Source organism: Micromonospora sp. NBC_00617, assembly GCF_045161355.1.
Taxonomy (GTDB): Bacteria; Actinomycetota; Actinomycetes; order Mycobacteriales; family Micromonosporaceae; genus Micromonospora.
The window spans coordinates 6,495,620-6,518,703 of the sequence record NZ_CP107751.1; the positions used below are offsets into that span (position 1 = coordinate 6,495,620).

20 protein-coding genes are annotated in these 23,084 nt (G+C 72.0%); 15 read left to right on the forward strand and 5 right to left on the reverse strand.

The window, feature by feature from the left end:
- The first annotated feature begins 26 nt into the window (after positions 1 to 26).
- Positions 27 to 968, forward strand: a complete 942-nt coding sequence (locus OG505_RS30125; RefSeq protein ID WP_234582412.1) for a threonine/serine dehydratase — start codon at positions 27 to 29, stop codon at positions 966 to 968.
- Between the two features lie 93 nt (positions 969 to 1,061).
- On the opposite strand, the gene OG505_RS30130 is transcribed toward OG505_RS30125, so the two are convergent.
- Positions 1,062 to 3,482, reverse strand: coding sequence for a M28 family peptidase (locus tag OG505_RS30130; protein ID WP_405429389.1), 2,421 nt, complete (start codon positions 3,480 to 3,482; stop codon positions 1,062 to 1,064).
- A 282-nt stretch (positions 3,483 to 3,764) separates the two neighbouring features.
- Here OG505_RS30130 and OG505_RS30135 point away from each other — a divergent pair, with 282 nt between their 5' ends.
- The 7 genes from OG505_RS30135 (at position 3,765) to OG505_RS30165 (ending at position 12,590) form a co-directional block, all read left to right on the forward strand.
- Positions 3,765 to 5,009: a PP2C family protein-serine/threonine phosphatase gene (locus OG505_RS30135; RefSeq protein WP_405429390.1), complete on the forward strand. Its 1,245-nt coding sequence runs from the start codon at positions 3,765 to 3,767 to the stop codon at positions 5,007 to 5,009.
- Positions 5,006 to 6,739: a CHASE3 domain-containing protein gene (locus OG505_RS30140; protein WP_405429391.1), complete on the forward strand. Its 1,734-nt coding sequence runs from the start codon at positions 5,006 to 5,008 to the stop codon at positions 6,737 to 6,739. The genes OG505_RS30135 and OG505_RS30140 overlap by 4 nt, the downstream gene beginning before the upstream one ends.
- On the forward strand, positions 6,736 to 7,188 hold the full coding sequence (locus tag OG505_RS30145) for a response regulator (RefSeq protein ID WP_234582416.1): 453 nt from the start codon (positions 6,736 to 6,738) through the stop codon (positions 7,186 to 7,188). The genes OG505_RS30140 and OG505_RS30145 overlap by 4 nt, the downstream gene beginning before the upstream one ends.
- Positions 7,181 to 7,990, forward strand: coding sequence for an inositol monophosphatase family protein (locus OG505_RS30150; protein ID WP_405429392.1), 810 nt, complete (start codon positions 7,181 to 7,183; stop codon positions 7,988 to 7,990). The genes OG505_RS30145 and OG505_RS30150 overlap by 8 nt, the downstream gene beginning before the upstream one ends.
- A 281-nt stretch (positions 7,991 to 8,271) precedes the next feature.
- Positions 8,272 to 9,285 carry a coiled-coil domain-containing protein gene (locus OG505_RS30155; protein ID WP_405429393.1) on the forward strand — a complete coding sequence of 338 codons (1,014 nt, stop codon included), beginning with the start codon at positions 8,272 to 8,274 and terminating at the stop codon, positions 9,283 to 9,285.
- A 36-nt stretch (positions 9,286 to 9,321) separates the two neighbouring features.
- Entirely contained in the window at positions 9,322 to 10,884 is a 1,563-nt protein-coding gene (locus tag OG505_RS30160; RefSeq protein ID WP_405429394.1) for a fused MFS/spermidine synthase, read from the forward strand.
- Between the two features lie 71 nt (positions 10,885 to 10,955).
- Complete coding sequence (locus OG505_RS30165; RefSeq protein WP_405429395.1) at positions 10,956 to 12,590, forward strand: serine/threonine-protein kinase; 1,635 nt, start codon at positions 10,956 to 10,958, stop codon at positions 12,588 to 12,590.
- A gap of 47 nt (positions 12,591 to 12,637) precedes the next feature.
- On the opposite strand, the gene OG505_RS30170 is transcribed toward OG505_RS30165, so the two are convergent.
- Both OG505_RS30170 and OG505_RS30175 read right to left on the reverse strand, forming a co-directional pair.
- Entirely contained in the window at positions 12,638 to 13,306 is a 669-nt protein-coding gene (locus OG505_RS30170; protein WP_405429396.1) for a potassium channel family protein, read from the reverse strand.
- Positions 13,307 to 13,323: 17 nt separating this feature from the next.
- Positions 13,324 to 14,658 carry a TrkH family potassium uptake protein gene (locus tag OG505_RS30175; RefSeq protein WP_405429397.1) on the reverse strand — a complete coding sequence of 445 codons (1,335 nt, stop codon included), beginning with the start codon at positions 14,656 to 14,658 and terminating at the stop codon, positions 13,324 to 13,326.
- 142 nt (positions 14,659 to 14,800) lie between these two features.
- On the opposite strand from OG505_RS30175, the gene OG505_RS30180 reads away from it, so the two are divergent.
- Positions 14,801 to 15,916, forward strand: a complete 1,116-nt coding sequence (locus OG505_RS30180; protein ID WP_405429398.1) for a glycerophosphodiester phosphodiesterase — start codon at positions 14,801 to 14,803, stop codon at positions 15,914 to 15,916.
- 515 nt (positions 15,917 to 16,431) lie between these two features.
- On the opposite strand, the gene OG505_RS30185 is transcribed toward OG505_RS30180, so the two are convergent.
- Positions 16,432 to 16,662, reverse strand: coding sequence for a GntR family transcriptional regulator (locus OG505_RS30185; protein WP_405429399.1), 231 nt, complete (start codon positions 16,660 to 16,662; stop codon positions 16,432 to 16,434).
- A gap of 212 nt (positions 16,663 to 16,874) precedes the next feature.
- Here OG505_RS30185 and OG505_RS30190 point away from each other — a divergent pair, with 212 nt between their 5' ends.
- The 6 genes from OG505_RS30190 to OG505_RS30215 all read left to right on the forward strand — a co-directional run bounded on the left by OG505_RS30190 (position 16,875) and on the right by OG505_RS30215 (position 22,087).
- A complete protein-coding gene (locus tag OG505_RS30190) occupies positions 16,875 to 17,114 on the forward strand; it encodes a hypothetical protein (RefSeq protein ID WP_405429400.1) in 240 nt (79 codons plus the stop codon).
- A gap of 209 nt (positions 17,115 to 17,323) precedes the next feature.
- Positions 17,324 to 18,523 (forward strand): substrate-binding domain-containing protein, encoded by a 1,200-nt coding sequence (locus OG505_RS30195; protein WP_405429401.1) that lies wholly within the window; start codon positions 17,324 to 17,326, stop codon positions 18,521 to 18,523.
- Positions 18,524 to 18,526: 3 nt separating this feature from the next.
- Entirely contained in the window at positions 18,527 to 19,270 is a 744-nt protein-coding gene (locus tag OG505_RS30200) for an ABC transporter ATP-binding protein (RefSeq protein WP_405429402.1), read from the forward strand.
- Between the two features lie 56 nt (positions 19,271 to 19,326).
- Positions 19,327 to 20,097: an ABC transporter ATP-binding protein gene (locus tag OG505_RS30205; protein WP_405429403.1), complete on the forward strand. Its 771-nt coding sequence runs from the start codon at positions 19,327 to 19,329 to the stop codon at positions 20,095 to 20,097.
- Positions 20,097 to 20,987: a branched-chain amino acid ABC transporter permease gene (locus tag OG505_RS30210; RefSeq protein WP_124815814.1), complete on the forward strand. Its 891-nt coding sequence runs from the start codon at positions 20,097 to 20,099 to the stop codon at positions 20,985 to 20,987. The genes OG505_RS30205 and OG505_RS30210 overlap by 1 nt, the downstream gene beginning before the upstream one ends.
- Positions 20,984 to 22,087 carry a branched-chain amino acid ABC transporter permease gene (locus tag OG505_RS30215; RefSeq protein ID WP_405429404.1) on the forward strand — a complete coding sequence of 368 codons (1,104 nt, stop codon included), beginning with the start codon at positions 20,984 to 20,986 and terminating at the stop codon, positions 22,085 to 22,087. Before OG505_RS30210 ends, OG505_RS30215 begins: the two co-directional genes overlap by 4 nt.
- Before the next feature lie 63 nt (positions 22,088 to 22,150).
- On the opposite strand, the gene OG505_RS30220 is transcribed toward OG505_RS30215, so the two are convergent.
- Positions 22,151 to 22,969 (reverse strand): hypothetical protein, encoded by an 819-nt coding sequence (locus OG505_RS30220; protein WP_405429405.1) that lies wholly within the window; start codon positions 22,967 to 22,969, stop codon positions 22,151 to 22,153.
- Between the last annotated feature and the right edge of the window lie 115 nt (positions 22,970 to 23,084).

The following is a 23,084-nucleotide window of genomic DNA, read 5'->3' on the forward strand; positions in this document are numbered from 1 at the left end:
ACGGTCCCAGTGAGAGGGCGTTTCCGATGGTGAACAGAAGCGACGTCGAGGCCGCTGCCGCGCTGGTTGCCGGGCGGGTCCGCGAAACTCCGGTCATCGCTGTCGATGGTGCTGACCTGGGCGTGCCCGGCCAGCTCAGCCTCAAGTTGGAGCTGCACCAGCACACCGGCTCGTTCAAGCCGCGTGGCGCGTTCAACCGGATGCTCCAGGGGCCGCTGCCGTCGGCCGGGGTGATCGCCGCCTCCGGTGGCAACCACGGGCTCGCGGTGGCGTACGCGGCCCGGTCGCTGGGCGTGACGGCGGAGGTTTTCGTGCCGGTGACCTCGTCGCCGGTGAAGGTGCAGCGGCTGGCCGGGCTGGGCGCGCAGGTGCGGCAGGTGGGCCAGCACTACGCCGAGGCCCTGGCGGCGAGCACCGAGCGGGCGCGGGAGACCGGCGCGTTGGTCGTGCACGCGTACGACCAACCGGAGGTGGTGGCCGGTCAGGGCACCGTCGGGCGGGAGTTGGAGGCGCAGCTCGACGGGGTCGACACGGTGCTGGTGGCGGTCGGCGGTGGTGGACTGGTGTCCGGCATCGCGAGCTGGTTCGACGGGTCGGTGCGGGTCGTCGCCGTCGAACCCGAGCAGATCCCCACCCTGCACTCCGCGCTCAAGGCGGGCCGGCCGGTGGACATCGAGGTCGGCGGCGTCGCCACGGACTCGCTGGGCGCCCGCCGGATCGGCGACATCGCGTTCGACACCGCCCGCCGGACCGGTGTGGTCTCCGTGCTGGTCAGCGACGAGGACCTGGTGCGGGCGCGTCGACTGCTCTGGTCGGAGCTGCGGGTCGCCGCCGAGTTCGGTGGTGCCGCGGCGCTGGCCGCGCTGGTCGGTGGCGCGTACGTGCCGCAGGCGGGGGAGCGGGTGGCGGTGATCGTCTGCGGCGGCAACACCGACCCGAGTGACCTGGGTCCGGCCGCGCCGCACTGACCGGGCACCGTAGGTGGGTGGTGCGTCCGCGGGTGCAGAGCAAAGGCCGCTGGTCCGGCGGGGAGCACCCCCGCCGGACCATGACCGGTCTCGTCAGAAGGGGTAGGTCCGCGCCACCGCCAGCATCTCGGAGCTGTGCGATCCGACCACGCCGACGGCCGGCGGCCGGGGCCGGAAGCCGGGCAGCGCGTCCAGCCCGTCACTGGCGTCCATCGCCCGCAGCGCCACCTGCGCGGCGATCGGCCGCAGCGTCAACGTGACCTCGACGCCCTCCGCCGGCGGGGCGTGGAAGACCAGTCCGAAGCCCCACCTGCCCGCGCGGGGCTCCACCGGCACCTGACGGCCGGCCACCTCGGCGCGCAACACGGTGGCGGTCGCCGTGTCGACGTGCAGGGTGGCGAGCCGGACCGCCCGCTGCGGGGTGAGCCGCAGCCGCAGCGTGCGCTCACCGCCGGCGCTGGTGTCGGCCAGCACCTCGAGCTTCGGCGCCGGCAGGTTCGCCGCCTGCGCCGGGCCGGCCCGCAACTCCGCGTCGCCCAGGCCGGGGAAGTCGTCCGCCACGCTGGCCACCCCGTCCACGTAACCGTTCGTCCACGGCTGCGGGTCGCTCTCGTGGCTCAGCCAGCGGGCCTGCCCGGTGCCCGCTTCTAAGGCGTACATCAGGTGGGTGGGCGCGGGGTGGGCGGCGTCGAAGCGGTCCACGGCCAGCCCGACCCCGGCGAGCACCACCGCCGCCAGGGCGGCGGCCCCGGCCGGCAGCACCGCGAGTCGTCGGGCCCGCAGCGCCACCAGGCCGCGCTGCCCGCCGGCCTGCGGGTGCAGCAGGTCGATCACCGGCAACGCGGTCAGGCCGAGCAGCACCGCGACCAGCGCGGCCACCCCACCCATCGCCATGCCCAATGCGGGAAAGAGCAGAACCACGGTCGGCAGCAGGATCACCACGCCGACCGCGGCGGCGGCCGTCACCGCCACCACCGGCCACGGCCCGGTCTGCCGGGTCCGCAGCGCGACCAGCCCGCCGAGGGCACCGGCCAGGGCCGGCAGGCTGGTGAGGTACGCCCCGCCGGGCACCGCCACGGCGAGCAGCACCCCGAGCAGCGCCAGCCAGGCCAGCCCGCCGACGGCGAGCGCGGCCGGGCTGATCCGGCGGCGGACCAGCGCGTACCAGGTGAACAGGATGGCGGCGGCGAGCGCCAGCACGGCCAACCGGTACCAGATCGGCCGGTACGGGTCGAGCAGTTCCGCGTACCCCGGACGGATCGCGGTGATCGCCAGCCAGAGCAGCTGGGCGGCGACCGGCGCGGCCACGATCGGCCCGAGAGCGAGGCCGAAACCGGCGGCCAGCCGTCCCGTGCTGGCCCGACCGCTGCGGCGGGTCAGCCAGCCCAGCGCCGCGACGGCGAGCACCGCGAGCAGGGCCAGCGGCAGGACGAGCCAGCCCGGGTAGCGGACCAGCCCACGCGGGATCGGGAAGTAGGTGGCGTCGTACCCGGAACGCAGGTCGGTGAGGTCGGTGCGGCCGAACTCCCGGGCCAGGCCCAGCGCGTTGTCCCCGTGCTGCTGCAGGCTGCCCCGATCCATCGCGGTCGGGGTGTCCAGGGGCGTGTGGTAGATCGCGTCGCCGTCGATGTACGCCGAGTTCAGCCCGACGAACTTCTGGTCCAGAAAGGCGGTGAAGTCGGTGTCGTTGGGCAGCGCCCGGTAGATCTCCACCGCGAACGAGGTGCCGACCGGATGCGGGGCGGCCCGGCCGAAGACGTCCACCAGCTTCGCGTTGTTCTTCGACGTCTCAAACATGATCACCGGGCCGGTGGAGCCGCGCGCCTCGAGGTTGAGCACCACACCGCCGTCGGCGGCGAGCGGGTGGCTCGCGGCGAACGCCGCCGCGCCGCAGAGACACGCCTCCTCGGCGTCGGTCAGCACGAAGACGATGTCGTTGCGGGGTCGGGGGCCGGTGCTCAGCGCGCGGGCCACCTCCAGGATGGCCGAGGTGCCGGCCGCGTCGTCGTTGCCGCCCGGCCCGGTCTGCACCGAGTCGTAGTGGGCGACCAGGAACACCCGTCCCGTCGGGTCGGTGCCGGGCAGTCGGGCCACCACGTTGCGCACCCGGGCCAGGGTCGCCCCGCCGGCCGCCCCACTGAGCTGGCCGGCCTCCGGCGCGACGGTGTCCTGCACCTCCGTCTCCAGGCCCAGGCCGCGCAACCGCTGCTCGACGTGCGCGCGAACCTGGTCGTTGGCCGGGCTCCCGGCGACGTGCGACCGGGCCGCGATCACCTGGACGTCCTCGTACGCCCGGGTGGCGCTGAACTCGCCCGCCGGCGCGTCCGCCGGCCTCGGCGTCGGGGTGCGCAGGTCGAGCAGGCTGCCGGCGCCGACGGCCGCCAGCGCGACCAGCGCCGCCGCGGCGGCCAGGAGTCGCCGGCGCGGTCGGGTCAGCGCACGGTCGGCCGGGGGTACGCCCGGACCCGGCCGGAGCGGTACGCCTGCCGTGACGGGGGTGGGGGGTGCGCCCATCCGAACTCCTCGAAGGTGGTGGGGGCCTGGGGTGGCACCATCCTGCCCTCCGGTGGCCGGGGATGGGATGGCCAGGCGTCCACCGATCGCCCGCCCGTCGGCCTGGGATTGAGCACCCGGGCACCGACCGGTCGCCCGGTTTGTCCCCCGGCGGGCGGTGATCCGGCCCATCCCCGCCCGTGCCGCGCCCATCGTGTTGTGTGCGACCGTTGTCTAATACAGGATCAGCAGGGCACTCGGAAGGAGCCCGACATCACCAGCGAACTCCCGCGTCTCGCGGCGGTGACCCGGCCGCACCGGGGAGGCGGCCTGGCCGCGTCCCCCGTCGTGCCGTACCCGCACGGTGGCCTGGCGCGGCACGGCAACGTGCCGCCCGGCGAGCGGTTGCGGGTGCTGCTGGTGGAGGACGACGAAGGCGATGCCTTCCTGGTCGGTGAGCTGCTCGCCGAGACGAACTCGATGATCGACCTGGTGGTCGCGACCAGCCTCAGCGAGGCGCGGCAGCGGATCACCGGCGTCGACTGCGTCCTGCTCGACCTGGGCCTGCCCGACGCGCAGGGGCTGGACGGGCTGCGTCAGGTGCTGGAGATGTCCAGTGGGGCCGCCGTCTGCGTGCTGACCGGCCGCTCGGACGAGCACCTGGGCATCGTGGCGGTCGCCGAGGGCGCACAGGACTACCTGGTCAAGGGCCAGGTCGACGGGGTGCTGCTGACGCGGGCCCTGCGCTACGCGGTCGAGCGCAAGCGCGCCGACGTGAACGCCCGCCGGCTCCGTGAGGTCGAGTTGCGCCAGGCCGAGTCGGCGCGACTCGAACGTGGCCTGCTGCCCCAACCGCTGATGACGACCGACGAGGTGGCGGTGCACACCTTCTACCGGCCGGGTCGGCACGCCGCGCTGATCGGCGGAGACTTCTTCGACGTGGTGCAGACCCGTCCGGACCGCCTCTACCTGATCGTCGGGGACGTCTGCGGGCACGGGGTGGACGAGGCCGCGCTCGGTGTGGAACTGCGGGTGGCGTGGCGGGCCCTGGTGCTCGCCGGGGTGCCGGACGACGAGGTGCTGCCCGCACTGGAGCAGGTGCTGATGAGTGAGCGCCGACTTCAGGAGATCTTCGCGACGGTGGCCACCACCCGACTCGACCTGGACGCCAACCGGGCCACCGTCCGACTCGCCGGGCACCCGCCGCCGCTGCTGCTCTCCGGTGGCCGGGTCGTCCCGGTGCCCGCGCCCGGCGGCCTGCTGCTGGGCGTACGACCTCGCCGGCCGATCGCCTACGACCTGGAGTTCGACACCGATGACTGGTCCCTGTTGATGTACACCGATGGCCTGATCGAGGGGCGGGTGGGCGCCGGCACCGAACGGCTCGACGTGCCGGGCCTGAGCGGGCTGCTCGACGAGCCGGCCAACCGGGAGGTGTCGCTGCCCGAGCTGCCGGCCTGGCTGGTCGGTCGGGCCGAGCAGATCAACGGCGGCCCGCTCGCCGACGACGTGGCCATGCTGCTGGTCAGCCGGGGCGGTGGCCGGTGAAGCCGGTGGGCAGCGGCTGGAGTCTGCGCCGCCGGGTCATCACGCTGCTCACCGTCGTGGGCGTGCTGCTGATCGGCCTGGCCACCGCGGAGGCGGCGATGGCCGCCCGCAACCGCACCCAGATCGACGCCATCCTGAACGAGACCGGCCCGCTGCGGGTGCAGTCGCAGGAGTTGCTCAACGCGGTGCTCGACCAGGAGACGGCGGTTCGCGGGTACGCGGTCAGCGGTGACCCGGCCGACCTGAGTCCGTACGAGGCGGGGCTCGACCAGGAGAAGGCCACCATCAAGGCGATGCGGGCGCTGCTCAACGACTACCCGCAGATCGGCCAGGAGCTGCGGGTCGTCGAGGAGACGGCCGAGCAGTGGCGGGAGGCCGTGGCCGAGCCGGTCATCGCCACGACCGAACAGGATGGCACCCGCGCCGGCCAGGCGTTGGTCACCGAGCAGGCACGGCAGCGGTTCGACGAGGTGCGCTCGGCCGTCGACGACCTCCAGCAGGAGATCCTGGCCGCCCGGGAGCAGTCCGCGGCGAACGTCCGCAACAGCAGCAACCTGCTGGTCCTCCTGTTGATCATCGCGGCCCTGGTGGTGGTCGTTGCCGGCGCGGTGCTGCTGCTCTCGCTGGACCGGATGGTGATCCGGCCGCTGACCGGGCTGGCCACCCAGGTCCGCGAGGTCGCCGAGGGCGACTACCAGCACCGCATCGCCACCGTCGGCCCACCGGAGTTCATCCGGCTCGGCGACAACGTGGACGCGATGCGCCAGAAGATCGCCTCCGACCTGGCCGAGGTGCGCGAGGCCCGCGAGCGCATCGAGTGGGTCAACAGCCAGCTCCAGAAGCAGGCCGAGGAGTTGACCCGGTCCAACCGTGACCTGGAGCAGTTCGCGTACGTGGCCTCCCACGACCTGCAGGAGCCGCTGCGTAAGGTGGCCAGCTTCTGCCAGCTGCTCCAGCGCCGCTACGCCGGGCAGCTCGACGAGCGGGCCGACCAGTACATCGCCTTCGCGGTGGACGGCGCGCAGCGGATGCAGCGCCTGATCAACGACCTGCTCGCGTTCTCCCGGATCGGCCGGCTCACCACCGGCTTCGTCGACGTCGACCTCAACAAGGTGATGGGCGACGTGGCCGGCCAGACCGAGGCGGCCCGGCAGTACGCCGACGCCGAGCTGACCTGGACCGAGCTGCCGGTGATCCGTGGCGAGGAGCCGCTGCTCACCAACCTGCTGGCCAACCTGGTCAGCAACTCGATCAAGTTCCGCCGTCCCGACGCGCCGCCGAAGGTGCACATCTCGGCCCGGCTGGTCGGGGCCGAGTGGGAGATCAGCTGCCAGGACAACGGCATCGGCATCGAGCCCGAGTTCGCCGACAAGATCTTTGTGATCTTCCAGCGGTTGCACTCGAAGGACGCGTACCCGGGCACCGGCATCGGGTTGGCGATCGTCAAGAAGATCGTGGAATATCACGGCGGCCGGGTCTGGGTGGACACCGACGTACCGGAGGGCACGGCCATCCGGTTCACCCTCCCGGCACGCCCCGAGGACGTGGAGGCGGCTGCCGCCACCGACCCCGCCGAGCAGCCGCAGCCGGCCACGGCGGGGGACACGACGCCCGCGGACGAGGCGTCGTCCGCGCTGCCGGAGCATTCCGCCGGGGCGGACCAGCCGGACGGGGCCGACGGGCCGCCGGAAAGCGGTAGAACGGGTGACATGAGGGAGACGGTGGGATGACCGCGCCGGCGGACGGCAAGAGCCCGATCGAGGTCCTGCTCGTGGAGGACGATCCGGGTGACGTGTTGATGACGCAGGAGGCGTTCGAGGAGCACAAGCTGCGCAACCGGCTGACCGTCGTCTCCGACGGCGCCGAGGCGCTCGCCTACCTGCGGCGGGAGGGCCAGTACGCCGACGCCGTGGCGCCCGACCTGATCCTGCTCGACCTCAACCTGCCCCGCCGCGACGGCCGGGAGGTGCTCGAAGAGATCAAGAAGGACGACGAGCTGCGCCGGATCCCGGTGGTCGTGCTCACCACCTCGCAGGCCGACGAGGACATCCTGCGCAGCTACCAGCTGCACGCCAACGCCTACGTGACCAAGCCGGTGGACTTCGAGCGCTTCATCTCCGTGGTCCGGCAGATCGACGAGTTCTTCGTCAGCGTGGTCAAGCTGCCGCCTCGTGGCTGACACCCTGCTCGACGACGTCGGTGACCTGCTCCTGGAGGCCGCCGACCAGGTCGTGCTGCCGCTGTTCCGCAAGCTCGACGACGCCGACGTGTCGGAGAAGGCGCCCGGCGAGGTGGTCACCGTCGCCGACCGCCGCGCCGAAGAGTTGATCTCCGCTGGGCTGCGCAGGCTGCGGCCGGACTCGACGGTGGTGGGTGAGGAGGGCGTCGCCGACGATCCGGGGCTGCTGCGGCACCTGCGCGACAGCGGAGACGTGTGGCTGGTCGACCCGGTCGACGGCACCGCCAACTTCGCCGCCGGCCGCCGGCCGTTCGCCCTGATGGTGGCCCTGCTGACCGACGGTCGCCCGACCGCCGGCTGGATTCTCGACCCGTTGGCCGGGACGCTGGCCGCCGGTCGGGCCGACGAGGGCACCCTGCTCAACGGCCAGCCGGTCAACGCCGCCGACGCCGTGCCGCCACTGGGTGAGCTGCGCGGCGCGGCGATGACGCGGTTCCTGCCGGCGGAGGGCCGCGACCGGGTCCGCGCCGGCGGGCGGCGGCTCGGCGAGCTGCTGCCCGGCCAGCACTGTGCCGGCCGGGAATACCTGGACATCCTCACCGGCGAACAGCAGTTCACCCTCTTCTGGCGCACCCTGCCGTGGGACCATGCGCCGGGCGTCCTGCTGGTCCGCGCCGCGGGTGGTGTCGCCCGCCGGTTCGACGGCGTCGACTACCACCCGGCCGACGAGGGTCGCGGGCTGCTCGTCGCGGCCAACGAACAGGTCTGGGCCGAGGTGCACGACGCCCTGCTCGGCTCCTGATCCGCACACCGCGCGGCGTCTCCAGGCCGGGTGCGAGGGCGGCCGCGCGGCCTCTTCGCGATGTGTGCGACGGCGGCCAGCGCCGCGTCTGCGCGCAGTGCGCTACGACGGCGGCACGCTGCGTCAACGCTGGGGCCGGTGGGCGGTCGCGGGGCTGGTCACCGGCGCGCGTTCCGGTATCGTGACCGGCGGTCTCCGCCAGCAGGCCGCCGACCGGCGCCGGCGGGGACGCCGCCGCGCAGGGTTCACCGGGGGCCGGCGGTCGACGGAAGGACGCTGTCGTGCCCAGGACCAGGCTCAGTCAGCGGCGCGTTCGCCGCGTACTGCTCCCTCTGCTCACCGCCGTCGCGCTGGTGCTCGCCGGCGGGGTGCCCGCGTACGCGGAGCCCGGTGAGGGCGGCACCAAGAAGTTGCAGGACGCGCTGGAGTTGACCGCCAAGGGTCACATCGAGGCCAAGGCCAAGCTGGACAACTCCAAGCGCCGGCAGACGGCGTTGACCGGCGAGCTGAAGGCAGTCGAGGTTCGGCTGGTCGGGCTCACCGCCCAGGTCGGCGAGGTGGCCGCGCAGTCGTACCGGGCCGGTCGACTCACCCCGACGGCGATGCTGCTCAACACCGCCACGCCGCAGGCGTTCCTGCAACGCGCCGCCGACCTCGACCTGATGGCCCAGCGGGACAGCAAGCGGCTGCGCGATCTCATCGAGGCCCGGCAGCAGGCCCAGAAGGCCAAGATCGCCATCGACACCGAGGTCCGTGAGCAGCAGAAGCAGCTCGCCGTGATGGCGAAGAAGAAGAAGGAGGCCGAGGCGGCTCTCGCCGAGGTCAGCTCGGGCAGCAGCAACGGTTTCAGCGGCGGCAGCTCCGCGTCGGCGAAGCCCGCGCCGCGCAACTCCGACGGGTCCTGGCCGTCGGAGTCCTGCTCGGTGAAGGACCCGACGACCTCGGGCTGCATCACCCCGCGCACGCTGAACGCCCTGAAGCAGACCCAGGCCGCCGGCTACAAGCGGCACGTCTCCTGCAAGCGTGAGGGCGGCGGCGGCGAGCACCCGAAGGGGCGGGCCTGCGACTTCTCGGCGGCCACGAACGGCTTCGAGGACAAGAACGCGACCGGCGGCGACAAGGCGTACGGGGACAGCCTGGCCGCCTGGCACGTGCGCAACGCCGACCGACTGGGTGTGCTCTACGTGATCTGGTACCGGCAGATATGGCATCCGGGCACGGGGTGGCGGTCGTACAGCGGCAGCGGCAGCCCGGCCGCCAGCCACACGAACCATGTTCATCTCTCGATGTACTGACCCGAGACGCCCGCTTCGCTGCGTACCATCGCGACGATGAGCTCACCACCGTCCGACGTCGCGACCACTCCGGTTTCCTCGGGCCCGTCCGTGCCGGTCACCGGTCGGGCGCTGCCGGGCGGCCTGGCCGCCTTCCTGGTCTTCTTCGCAAGCGGCGCCGTGCTGGTGCTGGAGACGGTCGCGCTGCGCCTGGTCGGCCCGTACGTCGGGGTGACCCTCCAGGTGACCAGCTCGGTCATCGGCATCGCGCTGGCCGCCATCGCGTACGGGGCGTGGGCCGGCGGCTGGCTCGCCGACCGGCGTGATCCGCGCGGCCTGCTGGCGCCCGCGCTGGTGCTGGCCGGCATCGCCACCGCCGTGACCCTGCCCGTGGTGCGCTACGCCGGGGAGGTCCTGCGGGGCGGGGCGGCCAGCGCCATCCTGCTGCTGGTGGCGCTCGCCGTGTTCGTGCCGGCGGCGCTGCTGGCCGCGGTCACCCCGCTGGTGGTGAAGCTCCAACTCGCCGACCTGCGTCGTACCGGTCAGGTGGTCGGCCGGCTGTCCGGCATCGGCACCCTGGGCGGCATCACCGCCACCCTGCTCACCGGGTTCGTGCTGGTCGCCGCCCTGCCCAGCACGGTCATCCTGCTGTCGCTGGCGGTGGCGCTCGGGCTGGCCGGCATCGGCCTAGGGTGGTATCTGCGGCGGCAGGCGGGCACCGGCCTGCCCGGTCCGGCCCGTACCCGGGCCGCGCTGGCCGTGCTCGGCCTGCTCGGGGCGGGGCTGTCCACCGTCGCGCCGAACCCGTGCGACATCGAGACCGCGTACCACTGCGCCCGGGTCACCACGGACCCGCACCGGCCCAGCGGCCGGACGCTGCTGCTCAACTCGGCCCGGCACTCGTACGTCGACCTGGCCGACCCGAAACACCTGGAGTACGCGTACACCAAGTGGATCGGCGCGGTCGCCGACGTGGCCGCGCCGGCCGGGCAGCGGTTGGACGCGCTGCACCTGGGCGGCGGCGGGTTCACCGTGCCGACGTACCTGAGCGCCACCCGACCGGGCACCGACAACGTGGTGTTCGAGATCGACGGCGGGCTCGTCGAGCTGGGCGAGCGGGAACTGGGCGTACGCCCGGGGCCGGGCCTGCGGACGGTGGTGGGCGACGCCCGCATGCTGGTCGCCGACGAGCCGGCGGACAGCCGCGACCTGGTCGTCGGCGACGCGTTCGGGCACCTGGTGGTGCCCTGGCACCTGGCGACCCGAGAGATGGCCGCCGAGATCCGGCGGGTGACCCGCCCCGGCGGCGTGTACGTGCAGAACGTCATCGACTACCCGCCGCTGCGGTTCATCCGCGCCGAGCTGGTCACGGTGGCCGCCGAGTTCACCCACGTCGCGTTGATCGCCCCGCCGGAGGCGCTCGCCGAGGAGCGGGGCAGCAACTTCCTCATCGTCGGCTCCGACGCGCCGCTGCCGCTGGCCGCCGTCCGCGCCCGCCTCGACGAGGTCGACCCGAGCGTCAGCCTGCTCTCCGGCACGGACCTCACGGACTTCGTCGGCGAGGCGATGGTGCTGACCGACGACTACGCCCCGGTGGACCAACTGCTGGCGACCGCCTGAACGGGTGATATTCCTGACCGATTCCGATACTTAAGGTGTAGCCCCTTCTCCTGCGGGCAACAACGGCCACCATGGGCGGTGGGGACCGGAACGGTGCGCAACTCCTCGATGAGCGGTACCGGCTCATCGAGCAACTCGGCGCGGGCGGCATGTCGGTGGTCTGGCGCGGTTACGACGAGGTGCTGGGCCGCCAGGTCGCGGTGAAGGTGCTGGCCTCGCGGCTGGCCAGCGACCGGGCCTTCCGGCACCGGATCCGCGTCGAGGCGCAGGCCGCCGCGCGGCTCTGCCACCCCAACATCACCAACGTGTACGACTACGGCGAGTCCCACCAGGTCGGCCTCACCGTGCCGTACGTGGTGATGGAGCTTGTCGACGGCGGTTCGCTGGCCGGCCGACTGGGCCGGGAGGTGCGGCTGCCGTGGCGTGAGGCGGTGACCATCGGCGCGGAGGTCAGCTCGGCGTTGGCGACCGCGCACGCTCGTGGGGTCGTGCACCGCGACGTCACCCCGGGCAACGTCATGCTCACCTCGACCGGGGTGAAGGTGGTCGATTTCGGCATCTCCGCGCTGGTCGGGGAGAGCGAGAAGGGGCCGGACGGCACGCTGCTCGGCACGCCCGCCTACCTCGCGCCGGAGCGGCTGGACAACGGCCAGGTCTCCCCGGCCACCGACGTGTACGCCGTGGGGCTGCTGCTCTACCGGATGCTCACCGGCCGGCTGCCGTGGGAAGCGAACACGACCACGCAGATGCTGCGTGCGCACATGTACAGCGACCCGGACCCGATGCCGGCGGTGCCCGGGCTGCCCGACGCGGTGACCGACCTGGTGCGGCGCTGCCTGGCCAAGCGGCCCGCCGACCGGCCGACCACCGCCGAGCTGGCCCGCACCCTGGCCGAGGCGGCCGGCATGCTGGCGACGGTGCCGGTGTCGCCGGCGGCCGGTCCGCTGGATCCCGCCGCGCTGGCCAACGCCGGCACCACGATCCTGCCGTGGTCGGCCGAGACGGACGCGCTCCCGCTGTCGCGTACCCGGCGCAGCCGCGATCGACGGCTGAACCGGCGGCGGCGGGTGGAGGCCGGGGTGGCAGCCGTCGGGCTGATCGCGGTCACCGGGGCGATGTGGGGGTTCACCTCCCGCAGCCCGGCCAGCGGCGAGGACCGGCCCACGACCGAGGCGCGGATGGGCCTGCCCGAGACGGCGCCCTGCGAGGTGGCGTACGCGCTGCGCACCGACTCCGGCAAGGACTTCACCGCCGAGCTGACCCTGACCAACACCGGTGACCGCGAGCTGCGGGACTGGACGATGCACTTCACGTTCCCCGCGCAGCAGACGGTGACGAAGGCGGAGCCCGCCCCGGTGCAGCAGCAGGGCGGCACGGTGCAGATCCGGCCCGCGGCGCAGCGGACGACCCTGGCGCCCGGCGCGGCCGAGAAGCTCACCCTCGCCGGGACGTACAAGGGGGCCAACCCGTTGCCTGTCGAGTTCCGGCTCGGCGACGCCACCTGCGGGGTACGCGTCTCCGGGGTGGCCGGCTCGGCACCTTCCACGGCTCCGCCGACCAAGGCGGCCCCGACGAAGGCGCCGACGAAGAAGACGACGAAGGCAGCGCCCAAGGCACCGAAGGCGCCGGCGAAGGCCGCACCCAAGCCTGAGAAGCCCGGCAAGGGGAAGGGGTCGGGTGGTGGGCCGGGAAAAGCGGGAAAGTAACCAAGGGTGAGCGGAAGGGGCACGGCGGCGGAAAGAAGTGAGCGGCCTCAGCGTCGCCCCGCGAACCGCTGCACCTGGTCGATCCCACCCTCCACGACCAGCACCCCGCCCTGCGGCAGCTCGGTGTCGTCCGAGGCGTACCGGAAGCGCTCGCCCGGCACCTTCGCGGCGATCACCCGGACTCCGTAGCGCTCCTCCGGGCGCAGGTCGAGCAGGGTGCGACCGGCCAGTGACTGCGGCACGCGGACGGTGGCGATCGCGAAGTCGTCGTCGAACTCGATGAAGTCGAGCAGCCGGCTGACGATCAGGTGGGCCACCCGGTCCCCGGTCTCCGCCTCCGGAAAGACCACGTGGTGCGCGCCCACCGACGACAGGATCTTGGCGTGCTTCTGCGAGGTGGCGCGGGCCCAGATCTGCGGCAGACCCAGCTCGACCAGCGTCAGCACGCTGAGCACGCTCGCCTCCACCGAGGCCCCGATGGCCACCACGGCCCGGTCGAAGCTGGTGACGCCGAGCTGCCGCAGGGCGCCCTCCTCGGTCGCGTCCGCCTGGACCACCCGGTCGAGTTGGGTCGAGAAGCGCTGCACCTGATCCGGGTCGCGGTCGATGGCCAGCACCTCACGGTCCATCCGGGTGAGAGCGCTGGCCAGGTGGCACCCGAACCGGCCCAGCCCGATCACCACGATGCCGCTGCCGTCCGATCGTCTCGCCGACACCTCGACCCTCCTTCTCGTCAGCCGACAATGGGTTGTTCCTGGGCATAGCGGTAGAGCCTGCGGCGGGTGTTCAGAGCGATCGCCGACCCGAGGGTGAGCGGCCCGACCCGGCCGATGAACATCAGCACCGTCAACACCACCTGGCCGCTGGCCGGCAGCTCGCTGGCCAGGCCGATGGTCAGCCCGGTGGTGCTGAACGCGGAGGTGACCTCGAACAGGGCGGCGATGAACCGCACGCCCTCGGTGAGCAGCAACAGCAGCATCGTTCCGGCGGTAACCAGCGCGACGCTGAGCAGGGCCACCGTGACGGCCTGCCGCTGGCTGGCGGTGGCCACCCGACGGTGCCCGACCGTCACGTCGGGCTCGCCGCGCAGCTCAGCCCAGATGGTGAACGCCAGCAGGAAGAACGTGGACACCTTGATGCCACCGGCCGTGCTGGCGCTGCCGCCGCCGATGAACATCAACACGACCAGCAGCGGGTAGCTCTCCTCCTGCAGGTTCGGGATGTTCAGCACGCTGAAGCCACCGGTGCGGCTCAACGCGATCTGGGTGAACGACGCGAGCACCTTGCCCTCGACGTCGTACAGGCCGATGGTCCTGACGTTGGTCCACTCGGCGGCGAGCAGGCCGGCGACGCCGAGCAGCACCAGCGCCACGCTGCCCCAGATGGTCAGCTTGGTGGCCACCGTCCAGCCCGCCGGCCTGCTCCACTCACGGGCCGCCTCGAACAGGGCCGGGAACCCGAGCCCGCCGACGATGGCACCGAACGCCAGCGGCAGCGACACCCACGGATCGCGGTTGAACGCCAGCAGACCGTCCGAGTAGAGCGTGAATCCGCCATTGTTGAACGCCTGGATGGCATGGAACACGCCGGACCAGAGGGCCCGACCGGGCGTGTAGTCGTACGCCCACCAGAGGCGGCCGGTGACCAGCGCGGTCATCACCGCCTCGCACGCGAAGACAGTGACCGCGATCCCGCGCAGCAGCCGGGCCACGTCACCGACCCCGAACTCCGCCGTCTCGGCCTGCACCAGCAGCCGGTTGCGCAGCCCGAGCTGGCGCGAGACGACGAGGGTGACCAGCGCCGCGACGGTGAGGATGCCGAGACCGCCGAGCTGAGTGAGCAGGGTGATCACCACCAGGCCCCCGCCGGACCAGTAGTTGGGGGTGTCGGTGAGGGCCATGCCGGTGACGGACACCGCCGAGGTGGCGGTGAAGAAGGCGGTGACCAGCGGTGGGCGCTGGTGCTGGATGGTCGACCAGCGCGCCAGCAGCAGCGCGGTGCCGAGCAGGATCGGCACCAGGAACCCCAGCGGCACCAGCCGCACGGGGTTGCGGAGTAACCGGCGCACCAGACAATCTTCCTTTTCCGGGTGGCTGCCCGAGTGGGAACGCCCATTCCGGAGATTCACCTGCCGGCCAGTCATCGACCAACTCCCGGTCAATCGCGGGCGGTCTGCTGTCTGCGACATCCCTCGATGACAGGAGACGGCGTTGCGACGTACCCTCTCGATTTTCGGCGTGGCCGGCGCGCTGCTCGCCGCAGCCGCCGTGGCCGTGCCCACCATGGCCGCCGCCGACCCCTCGACCGGGGCGGACCGCGCCCGAGGCAACGACCGGCCGATCGTCATCGGTCACCGGGGCGCCAGCGGCTACCGGCCGGAGCACACCCTTCAGGCGTACCGGCTGGCGATCCGGATGGGCGCCGACTACGTCGAGCCGGACCTGGTGTCCACTTCCGACGGTGTCCTGGTCGCCCGGCACGAGAACGAGATCTCCGGCACCACCGACGTGTCGACGCACCCGGAGTTCGCCGCCCGCAAGGCGACGAAGACCATCGACGGTGTCGCCGTGACCGGCTGGTTCACCGAGGACTTCACCCTGGCCGAGCTGAAGACGCTGCGGGCCAAGGAGCGGCTGCCGCAGGTCCGCGTGGCGAACACCGCCTTCGACGGCCGCTTCGAGGTGCCCACCCTCCAGGAGGTCATCGACCTCGCTCGCACCGAGGGGCGGGCACGGGGCCGCACCATCGGCATCTACCCGGAGACCAAGCACCCGACCTACTTCACGTCGATCGGCCTGCCGCTGGAGGAGCCGCTGCTTGCGGTGCTGCGGCGGAACAAGCTGGACCGCAAGAACTCGCCGGTCTTCATCCAGTCGTTCGAGACGGCCAACCTGCGCCGGCTGAGCCGACTGACCGACGTGAAGCTCGTCCAGCTGCTCGACGCCACCGGCCGCCCGTACGACTTCACCGTCGCCGGCGACACCCGCAGCTACCAGGACCTCGCCACGGCAGCCGGCCTGAAGTGGATCGCCGGCTACGCCGACGGCATCGGGGCGAACAAGAACCTCATCGTGCCCCGCGACGCCGCCGGCAAACTGCTCGCGCCGACGAACGTGGTGCGTGACGCCCACCGCGAGCGGCTGCTCGTGCACGCCTGGACGTTCCGCGCGGAGAACCAGTTCCTCCCCGTGGACTTCCGGATCGGCACCGACCCGAACGCGCGCGGCGACATCACGTCCGAGTACGAACTCTTCCTCGGCCTGGGTCTGGACGGCGTCTTCAGCGACCACCCGGACACCGCCGTCGCCGCCCGCGCCGGCCTCTGAGCCCCTGCGAGCTGCTGATCCATCGCGAGCCTCGGCCCGGAGCTGACCCGCTCCGAGTCGACCACCGGGCCGATCACGCCCGGCCCACACGCTGGCCCGTCGTCCGTCACCTCGGACGCCGGGCCAGCGGCGTCTCCGGCACAGCCCGCAGGCGCAAGACCCGCCGGCCTCCTGTGCGGGACGCCCCACTCGACCGGAGCCACTTGCTGTGTTGAGCGGTATACCTGTGAGTCATTTTTATGACTCACAGGTATACCGCTCAACAGGAGATGGCTCGCCCAACGGCGGCACTCCCCAAGGTCGCGCTCGATCCAGGAAGTAGTGGCCTCGCCGTGCCCCCGAGGCCACTACATCAACGATCGAGCAAGATCTTGCGGGAGCTACGCGGCCCAATGCAGCAACAAAGGGGAAGTTGTGCGGATCTTTCTCGTGCTCGACCCGCCTTTGACGGCGGTCGGCGACCGTGGAAGTGGCGAGCTCCGACGGCGGGGAGGCGCGGGGAGGGTGGCGGGGCGTCAGCGGCTGGGGTGCTCGGCGACGTAGGTGCCGCGGCCGGGCTGGCCGGTGATCAGCTCACGGTCGTGCAGCAGTGAGGGCGCTCGCGACGCGGTGTTCATGTGCACGGCGTAGGACTCGGCGAGTTCCCGAGTCGAGGGGAGCTTGTCGCCGGGCTTCAGCTCGCCGCTCTTGATCTTCGCGGCGATCTCGTTGGCGATGCGACGATATGGCGCTTCTGCAGTGGGCATGGTGAGGACTCCGGTTGGTTCGGCGTCTTCGATCATGCCGGCCTACACCAGTTACTGCAACAAGCTGCGACGTCGCCACTTCCGAGGGTCGACCTACTCGTACCGCCGCCGTCGAAGGCTGCGGGCGTGGGGCCGGGCGGTCCGGTGGGCGTCCCCTACCCGCACACCGGACCGCCCTCCAGGTCGACACAGTCGAGGGTGGTGGTCGTGGCATGACGAGGGAACGCTTCGTGGTGCACCTGCCGGTGGTGGCCGCTGACCTGCCGGGGGCGCTGCGGTTCGCTCGGGCGATAACCCGGGCGCTTGGCTTTCTCGCCGACGTGGACCGGGCCGAGACGACGGTGTCGGAGGAGGACGCTCAGTGCGTACGACATCGGGTTTTCTGTGACCGCCTGCTCGGCGGTCGACGGCGGTGCCCGCGCCCGGCGGACCACGACGGGCCGTGCGGCTGACGGCGGATGGCTCGGGGCGACACACCTGTCGATCCACCCGTGGCGCTTCAGGCCATCGGGAGGCCGGGGCCGAGGATGGTAATGCGGCCCGCTGTTACCCCGGGCCACCCCCTTCCTGTTACTTGTGTGTTTCCGCCACATAGCTCGTGGGTGACGTCACTTCTAGCGTGAGCCGACAACACAGCATCCTGTCCTCACCTGGAGTCGCGATGACGGTCCGGCACACGCGGCGGGCGTTCCTCTCCGCCGCCACGATGATGGCTGCGGCGCTCGCCGCAACGGCCTGTGGTAGCCCGCAGGACACCGCAACCGGCGGCGGCGACAGCGCCGCCCCGGTCAAGGTCGGCCTGGTGTACTCCCAGTCGGGAGCCCTGGCCAGCTACGGAAAGCAGTACATCGAGGGTTTCAAGGCGGGGTTGGACTTCGCCACCCAGGGCACCGGCAAGGTCGGCGATCGGAAGATCGAGCTGACCGAGGTCGACGACGCGGGTGACCCGGCCAAGGCGGTCTCCGCCGCGAAGGACCTGATCGGCAAGGGCACGAAGATCATCGCCGGCTCGACCGCGTCCGGTGTGGCGCTCCAGGTCGCGCCGATCGCGGCGCAGAACAAGGTTCTCTTCATCTCCGGCCCGGCCGCGACCGACGCGGTGACCGGGGCGAACAAGTACACGTTCCGCTCCGGCCGGCAGTCTTACCAGGACGTGGTGACCGCCAAGTCGTTCATCGGCGACCCGGCCGGCAAGAAGGTCGTGGTCTTCGCCCAGGACGGCGCGTTCGGCGACGCCAACGAGGCGGCCGTCAAGGCGGTCATCGGTAGCGCGGGCGCCACCGTTAGCAGCGTCCGGGCACCGGCCAGCGCCACCGAGTTCACGCCGTTCGCCAGCCAGATCAAGGCCGCCAAGCCGGACCTGCTCTTCGTGGCCTGGGCCGGCACGACCGCCCCGGCCATGTGGCAGACGCTCGACCAGCAGGGTGTGCTCTCCTCCACCACGGTCGTCACCGGCCTGGACATCCGGGCCTCCTGGCCGACCTTCGGCGCGGCCGGCGCGAAGATCTCCTTCCTGTCGCACTACTTCGACGGTGCCAGCGACACCGAGGCCAGCAAGGCCCTCAAGGCGAAGGTCAGCACCATCGACCTGTTCCACCCGGACGGCTTCGCCGCCGCCCAGATGGTGGTCCGCGCGGTGCAGGAGGGCGGCGACGACGTCGACAAGATGGTCACCGCGCTGGAGGACTGGAGCTTCGACGGGGTCAAGGGCAAGATGACCATCCGGGCCGCCGACCACGCGCTGCTCCAGCCGATGTTCCAGGCCAAGCTGGCCGGCAGCGGCACCGCCTTCACGGCGACCGCGCAGAAGAGCCTCACCGGTGACGAGACCGCGCCGCCGGCCGTGGCCATGAAGGGCTGAGAAATGCTCGCCACCCGCGGTCTGACCTGGCGGATCGGTGAGGTCGCCATCGTCGACAGCGTCGCCCTCGACCTGGCGCCCGGGGAGTTCCTGGGCGTGATCGGGCCGAACGGCGCCGGCAAGACCTCACTGTTCAACCTGATCACCGGCCTGCGCCGGGCCACGGAGGGTCGGATCACCCTGGACGGGCAGGACATCGGTGGGCTTGCGCCGCACCGGCGGGCCCGCCTCGGTCTGGGCCGTACCTTCCAGGCGTCGTCGGTCTTCGGCTCGCTCAGCGTGCGGGAGAACGTCCGGCTCGCCGTGCAGGCGCACCGCGGGGGTTCGATGGCACTGTGGCGGCGAGCGGCGGCCGACCGGGAGGTCGCCGCCGCCGCCGACGCGGCGCTCGACCGGGTCGGCCTCGCCCACCGGGGTACGGCGATGGCCGGCACCCTGGCACACGGCGAGAAGCGCAAGTTGGAGATCGCTCTGCTGCTCGCCGGTGAACCGCGGGTGATGCTGCTCGACGAGCCGATGGCCGGGGTCAGCGCCGAGGACGTGCCCGAACTGGTCGCCGTCATCAAGTCGTTGACCGGGGACAGCGGTCGGGCGGTGCTGATGGTCGAACACCACATGGACGTGATCCTGGAGCTGGCCGACCGGATCGCCGTCATGCACCACGGCGCGCTGCTCGCCTGCGACACCCCGGAGACGGTGATGGCGAACCCCACCGTGCAAGAGGCCTACCTGGGGGAGTCGCTGTGAGCGCGAGGAGTGAGTCGGATTTGGGAGCCCCGCAGTCGCGAACGGCAGGGGTTCAGGTGGAACCGATTCTCAGCGTGGCGGACCTGTCGGTCCGGATTTCCGGGCTGCACATCCTCCAGGGGGTGTCCTTCACGGTCGCCCCGACCGGCGTGACAGTCCTGCTCGGCCGCAACGGGGTCGGCAAGACCACCACGTTGCGCGCGATCGTCGGCCTCACCCCGCCCGCCGGCGAGGTCCGCGGCAGCATCCGGATGGGCGCGCAGAGCCTGCTGGCCCGGCCCACGCACCGGCTGGTCCGCGGTGGGCTCGGCTACGTGCCCGAGGACCGCTGCGTGTTCGCCGGCCTCACCGTCGCCGAGAACCTGCGGCTCGCCGAGCGGCGGGGCACCACGCCGGCGTACGACAAGGTCTTCGCGCTCTTTCCGGAGCTGGACCGGCGCGGACGCCAACGTGCCGGTTCGCTCTCCGGCGGGCAGCAGCAGATGCTCGCGATCGGGCGGGTGCTGCTCAACGACAACCGGCTGCTGCTGGTCGACGAGCCGACCAAGGGGTTGGCGCCAAAGGTGGTGACCGAGGTGGCCGAGGTGGTGGAACGGGTCGCGGAGTCGGTGCCGGTTCTGCTCGTGGAGCAGAACCTGGCAGTCGTACGCCGGCTGGCCCGCGACGCGGTCGTGTTAGCTGCCGGCAAGGTGGCCTGGACCGGCGACGCCCGCGAGTTGCTGCTGGAGACGGCGCTGACGAAGTCGCTGCTCGGTGTGGGCACCGGTGAGGCGCACCGCCCGACCGGGCCGGACCGGGCCCCGGTGGCCGGGAAGGACGCACGCTGATGGGGACCGTGATCCTGTTGGCGTTGACCGGGCTCGGCCTGGCGGCGCTGTACTTCCTGGTCGCCTCCGGGTTGTCCCTCGTCTTCGGCCTGGCCGACGTGCTGAACTTCGCGCACGGGCTGTTCCTCGGCGTCGGCGCGTACGGCACCTGGTGGGCGGCGGGCAACCTGCCGGGCGCCGGCCCGGACGGGTTCGGCTTCGTGTTCGCGGTCGCCTTCGGGGTGGCCGCCGGCACGCTGGTGGCGATCCTGGTCGAGCTGGTGCTGATCCGCCCGCTCTACTCCCGCACCATCGAGCAGGTGCTGGTCACCGTCGGGCTGTCGCTGGCCGGGGTGGCGTTGCTCCAGGCCACCTGGGGTGCGGACGCCCGGCCGTTTCCGCGGCCGGACTGGACCCGGCAGGTGACCGGGATCCTCGGCGCGCAGGTGCCCAACGGTGGCCTGCTGCTGATCATCGCGGCGGTGCTGGTGCTCGGCGCGATCCTGGCGTTCCTGCGGTGGACCCGCTACGGCCTGGTGATCCGGGCCGGGGTGGAGAACCGGGAGATGGTGACCGCGCTGGGCATCGACGTCCGCAAGGCGTTCACCCTGGTCTTCGCGATCGGTGGGGCGGCCGCCGCGCTGGCCGGTGCGCTCGGTGGGGTCTACTTCGGCACCGTCTCGCCCGGGCAGGGCGGCTCGCTGCTGATCTTCGCGTTCATCGTGGTGGTGATCGGCGGAATGGGCTCGGTGGTCGGCTCCGCGTACGCGGCGGTCGTGGTCGGGCTGGTGCAGCAGTTCGTCAACTACTACGGCACGTCCGGGCTGGGCGACATCTGCGTGGTCGGCCTGCTGGCCGTGGTGCTGCTGCTGCGCCCGCAGGGCATCGCCGGAAAGGTGGCAACGGCATGACGGTGATCGACGCGCCTCCCGCGCAGGTGCCCGACGAACTGACCCCGCAGCGGGGGCGGTGGCACCGGGTGCGCCCGTTCCTGCCGCTTGTCGCGCTGGTCGTGCTGGCGATCCTGCCGTACTCGACGATCTCCCTACCGGGGATCTTCGAGGGGCCGGTCAACTCACCCGGCACCCTGCAACTGCTCGCCATCTGCCTGATCTTCGGCGGGCTGGCCGCCGGGTACGACCTGCTCTTCGGCCGGACCGGGATGCTCTCCTTCGGGCACGCGCTGTACTTCGCCGCCGGTGTCTACGGCACGGACGTCCTCGTCACCCGGGCCGGTCTGCCGCTGTGGCAGGCGGCGCTGCTGACCGTCACCGGCGGCACGATCCTCGCCGCGCTGCTCGGCGCGGTGGCGCTGCGGACCGTGGGCATCGCGTTCGCCATGGTCACGCTGGCCTTCGCCCAGGTCGGGGCGATCCTGGTGGCCCGGGACTTCGGCGGGCTCACCGGCGGCGAGGAGGGTCTGCCGCTGGACGTGTCCGGGCTGCCCGCCGGGCTGGTCGGGGTGACCAACACGGTCAACCTGTACTGGTTGGCGCTGGCGTACCTGACCCTGGTGGTGTTCGTGGTGCACCGGGTGAGCGGTTCGCCGACCGGCCGGGTGCTCGCCGGGCTGCGCGACGACGAGCGGCGGATCGGCGTGCTCGGGCTGGATCCGTACCGCTACAAGCTGGTGGCGTTCACCCTGGCCGGCGGGCTGGCGTCGACGGGCGGGGTGGTCTACGTCCTGATCGTCGGCGGCGCGTCACCGCACATCACGTCCTCCGAGCTGACCCTGTCGCTGCTGGTCATGGTGGTGCTCGGTGGGCCGGGCACCCGGTGGGGGCCGGTGCTCGGCGGGGTCCTCTACATGTACCTGGACCACCGGCTCACCGCGTTCGGCACGAGCGACGCGGTCGACAACCTGCCGGCCGTCCTCAGCCGCCCGTTGAGCCAGCCCCTGTTCGTCCTGGGCACGGTCTTCATCCTGGCGGTGTACTTCTTCCCCGGAGGCATGACAAGCCTCGCCCCCCGCCTGGCCCACCTGACCCGCACCCTCCGCCCCCCTCGTTGAGGTTCGTTGATCAAGGGGAAGGGCGGCGGCCCCCCGTGTGGCCGCCGCCCTCTGCGTCGTGGGTCAGCCGTTCAACAACTCGTACGCCCCCGCCGGTGCCTTCATGGCGGCGGCGCCGGTCGGCACGCTGATCTTCGGCGCGCTGCCGTAGTCGGCGTACTTGACGACGTAGTCGTACGCCTTCGCCTTGCCGGCTGCCGGCATCTTCAACGTCAGCGAGGCCAGGTGCTTGTCCGCGCCGACCACCGCGGTGAACGGCACCTTCTTGGCGGCCTCCCCGAGGGCCGCCGCCTCGCCGTCCTCCAGCGCCTTCGCCGCCTCCGTGTCGCTCACGTCGATGAACCCGGCGTACTGACCGGGGCTCTTCTCCTCGACCGAGGTGGCCGCCTGGATCAGCGGACCGGCGTTGCCCTGGTCCACGCCGTCGTACGTCGGGATGCTCGCGGCGTCGGTCAGCTTCGTGGGGTCCAGCTTCATCCACTTGTCGGGGAACTTCGGCAGGCCGGGACGGCCGCTGAACTTCGCCTTCACCCAGTTCTGGTCCTCGATCACCAGGAACGACATCTTCACCACGACGCCGTCGTCGGGCGGCATGACCATGTTGAGTTCGAATGCCTTCGCCGCCGGGTCGATCCGGCCGTCGATCGTGCTCGACGAGTCCTTGCCGCTGAACCGGAACGCCCCCTCGGTGCCGTCCGGGACGGCATCGAGGAGCGCCTCCTTCGGACTCACGCTCGGGCTGGCGGACGGGCTGCCCGGTGGCGCCGCGGCCGGTTCGCTCTTCGACCCGCAACCCGCGAGCAGGGTGGTCGCGGCCAGCACGGCGGCGGCCGTACCGACCGTCCGTCGGATGGTGCCGGCGGTGCCCGTTGCCTGTGTCATCGCACTTCTCTTTCTCGCTGCCTGGCTTCTGCCGACGACGATCCTGTCGGCCGGCACGGCGGTTCGGCTGCCGATATGCTGCCGTCCGGCTGCCGGGCACTGCCGTCCGGCTGTC

Excerpts from the sequence above, each read along its gene's own strand:
- OG505_RS30190 (WP_405429400.1), top strand. The coding sequence starts at position 16,875 with ATGACGAGGGAACGCTTCGTGGTGCACCTGCCGGTGGTGGCCGCTGAC.
- OG505_RS30185 (WP_405429399.1), bottom strand. The coding sequence starts at position 16,662 with ATGCCCACTGCAGAAGCGCCATATCGTCGCATCGCCAACGAGATCGCC.
- OG505_RS30210 (WP_124815814.1), top strand. The coding sequence starts at position 20,097 with ATGGGGACCGTGATCCTGTTGGCGTTGACCGGGCTCGGCCTGGCGGCG.
- OG505_RS30195 (WP_405429401.1), top strand. The coding sequence starts at position 17,324 with ATGACGGTCCGGCACACGCGGCGGGCGTTCCTCTCCGCCGCCACGATG.
- OG505_RS30200 (WP_405429402.1), top strand. The coding sequence starts at position 18,527 with ATGCTCGCCACCCGCGGTCTGACCTGGCGGATCGGTGAGGTCGCCATC.
- OG505_RS30125 (WP_234582412.1), top strand. The coding sequence starts at position 27 with ATGGTGAACAGAAGCGACGTCGAGGCCGCTGCCGCGCTGGTTGCCGGG.
- OG505_RS30145 (WP_234582416.1), top strand. The coding sequence starts at position 6,736 with ATGACCGCGCCGGCGGACGGCAAGAGCCCGATCGAGGTCCTGCTCGTG.
- OG505_RS30130 (WP_405429389.1), bottom strand. The coding sequence starts at position 3,482 with ATGGGCGCACCCCCCACCCCCGTCACGGCAGGCGTACCGCTCCGGCCG.
- OG505_RS30165 (WP_405429395.1), top strand. The coding sequence starts at position 10,956 with ATGGGCGGTGGGGACCGGAACGGTGCGCAACTCCTCGATGAGCGGTAC.
- OG505_RS30220 (WP_405429405.1), bottom strand. The coding sequence starts at position 22,969 with ATGACACAGGCAACGGGCACCGCCGGCACCATCCGACGGACGGTCGGT.
- OG505_RS30215 (WP_405429404.1), top strand. The coding sequence starts at position 20,984 with ATGACGGTGATCGACGCGCCTCCCGCGCAGGTGCCCGACGAACTGACC.
- OG505_RS30160 (WP_405429394.1), top strand. The coding sequence starts at position 9,322 with ATGAGCTCACCACCGTCCGACGTCGCGACCACTCCGGTTTCCTCGGGC.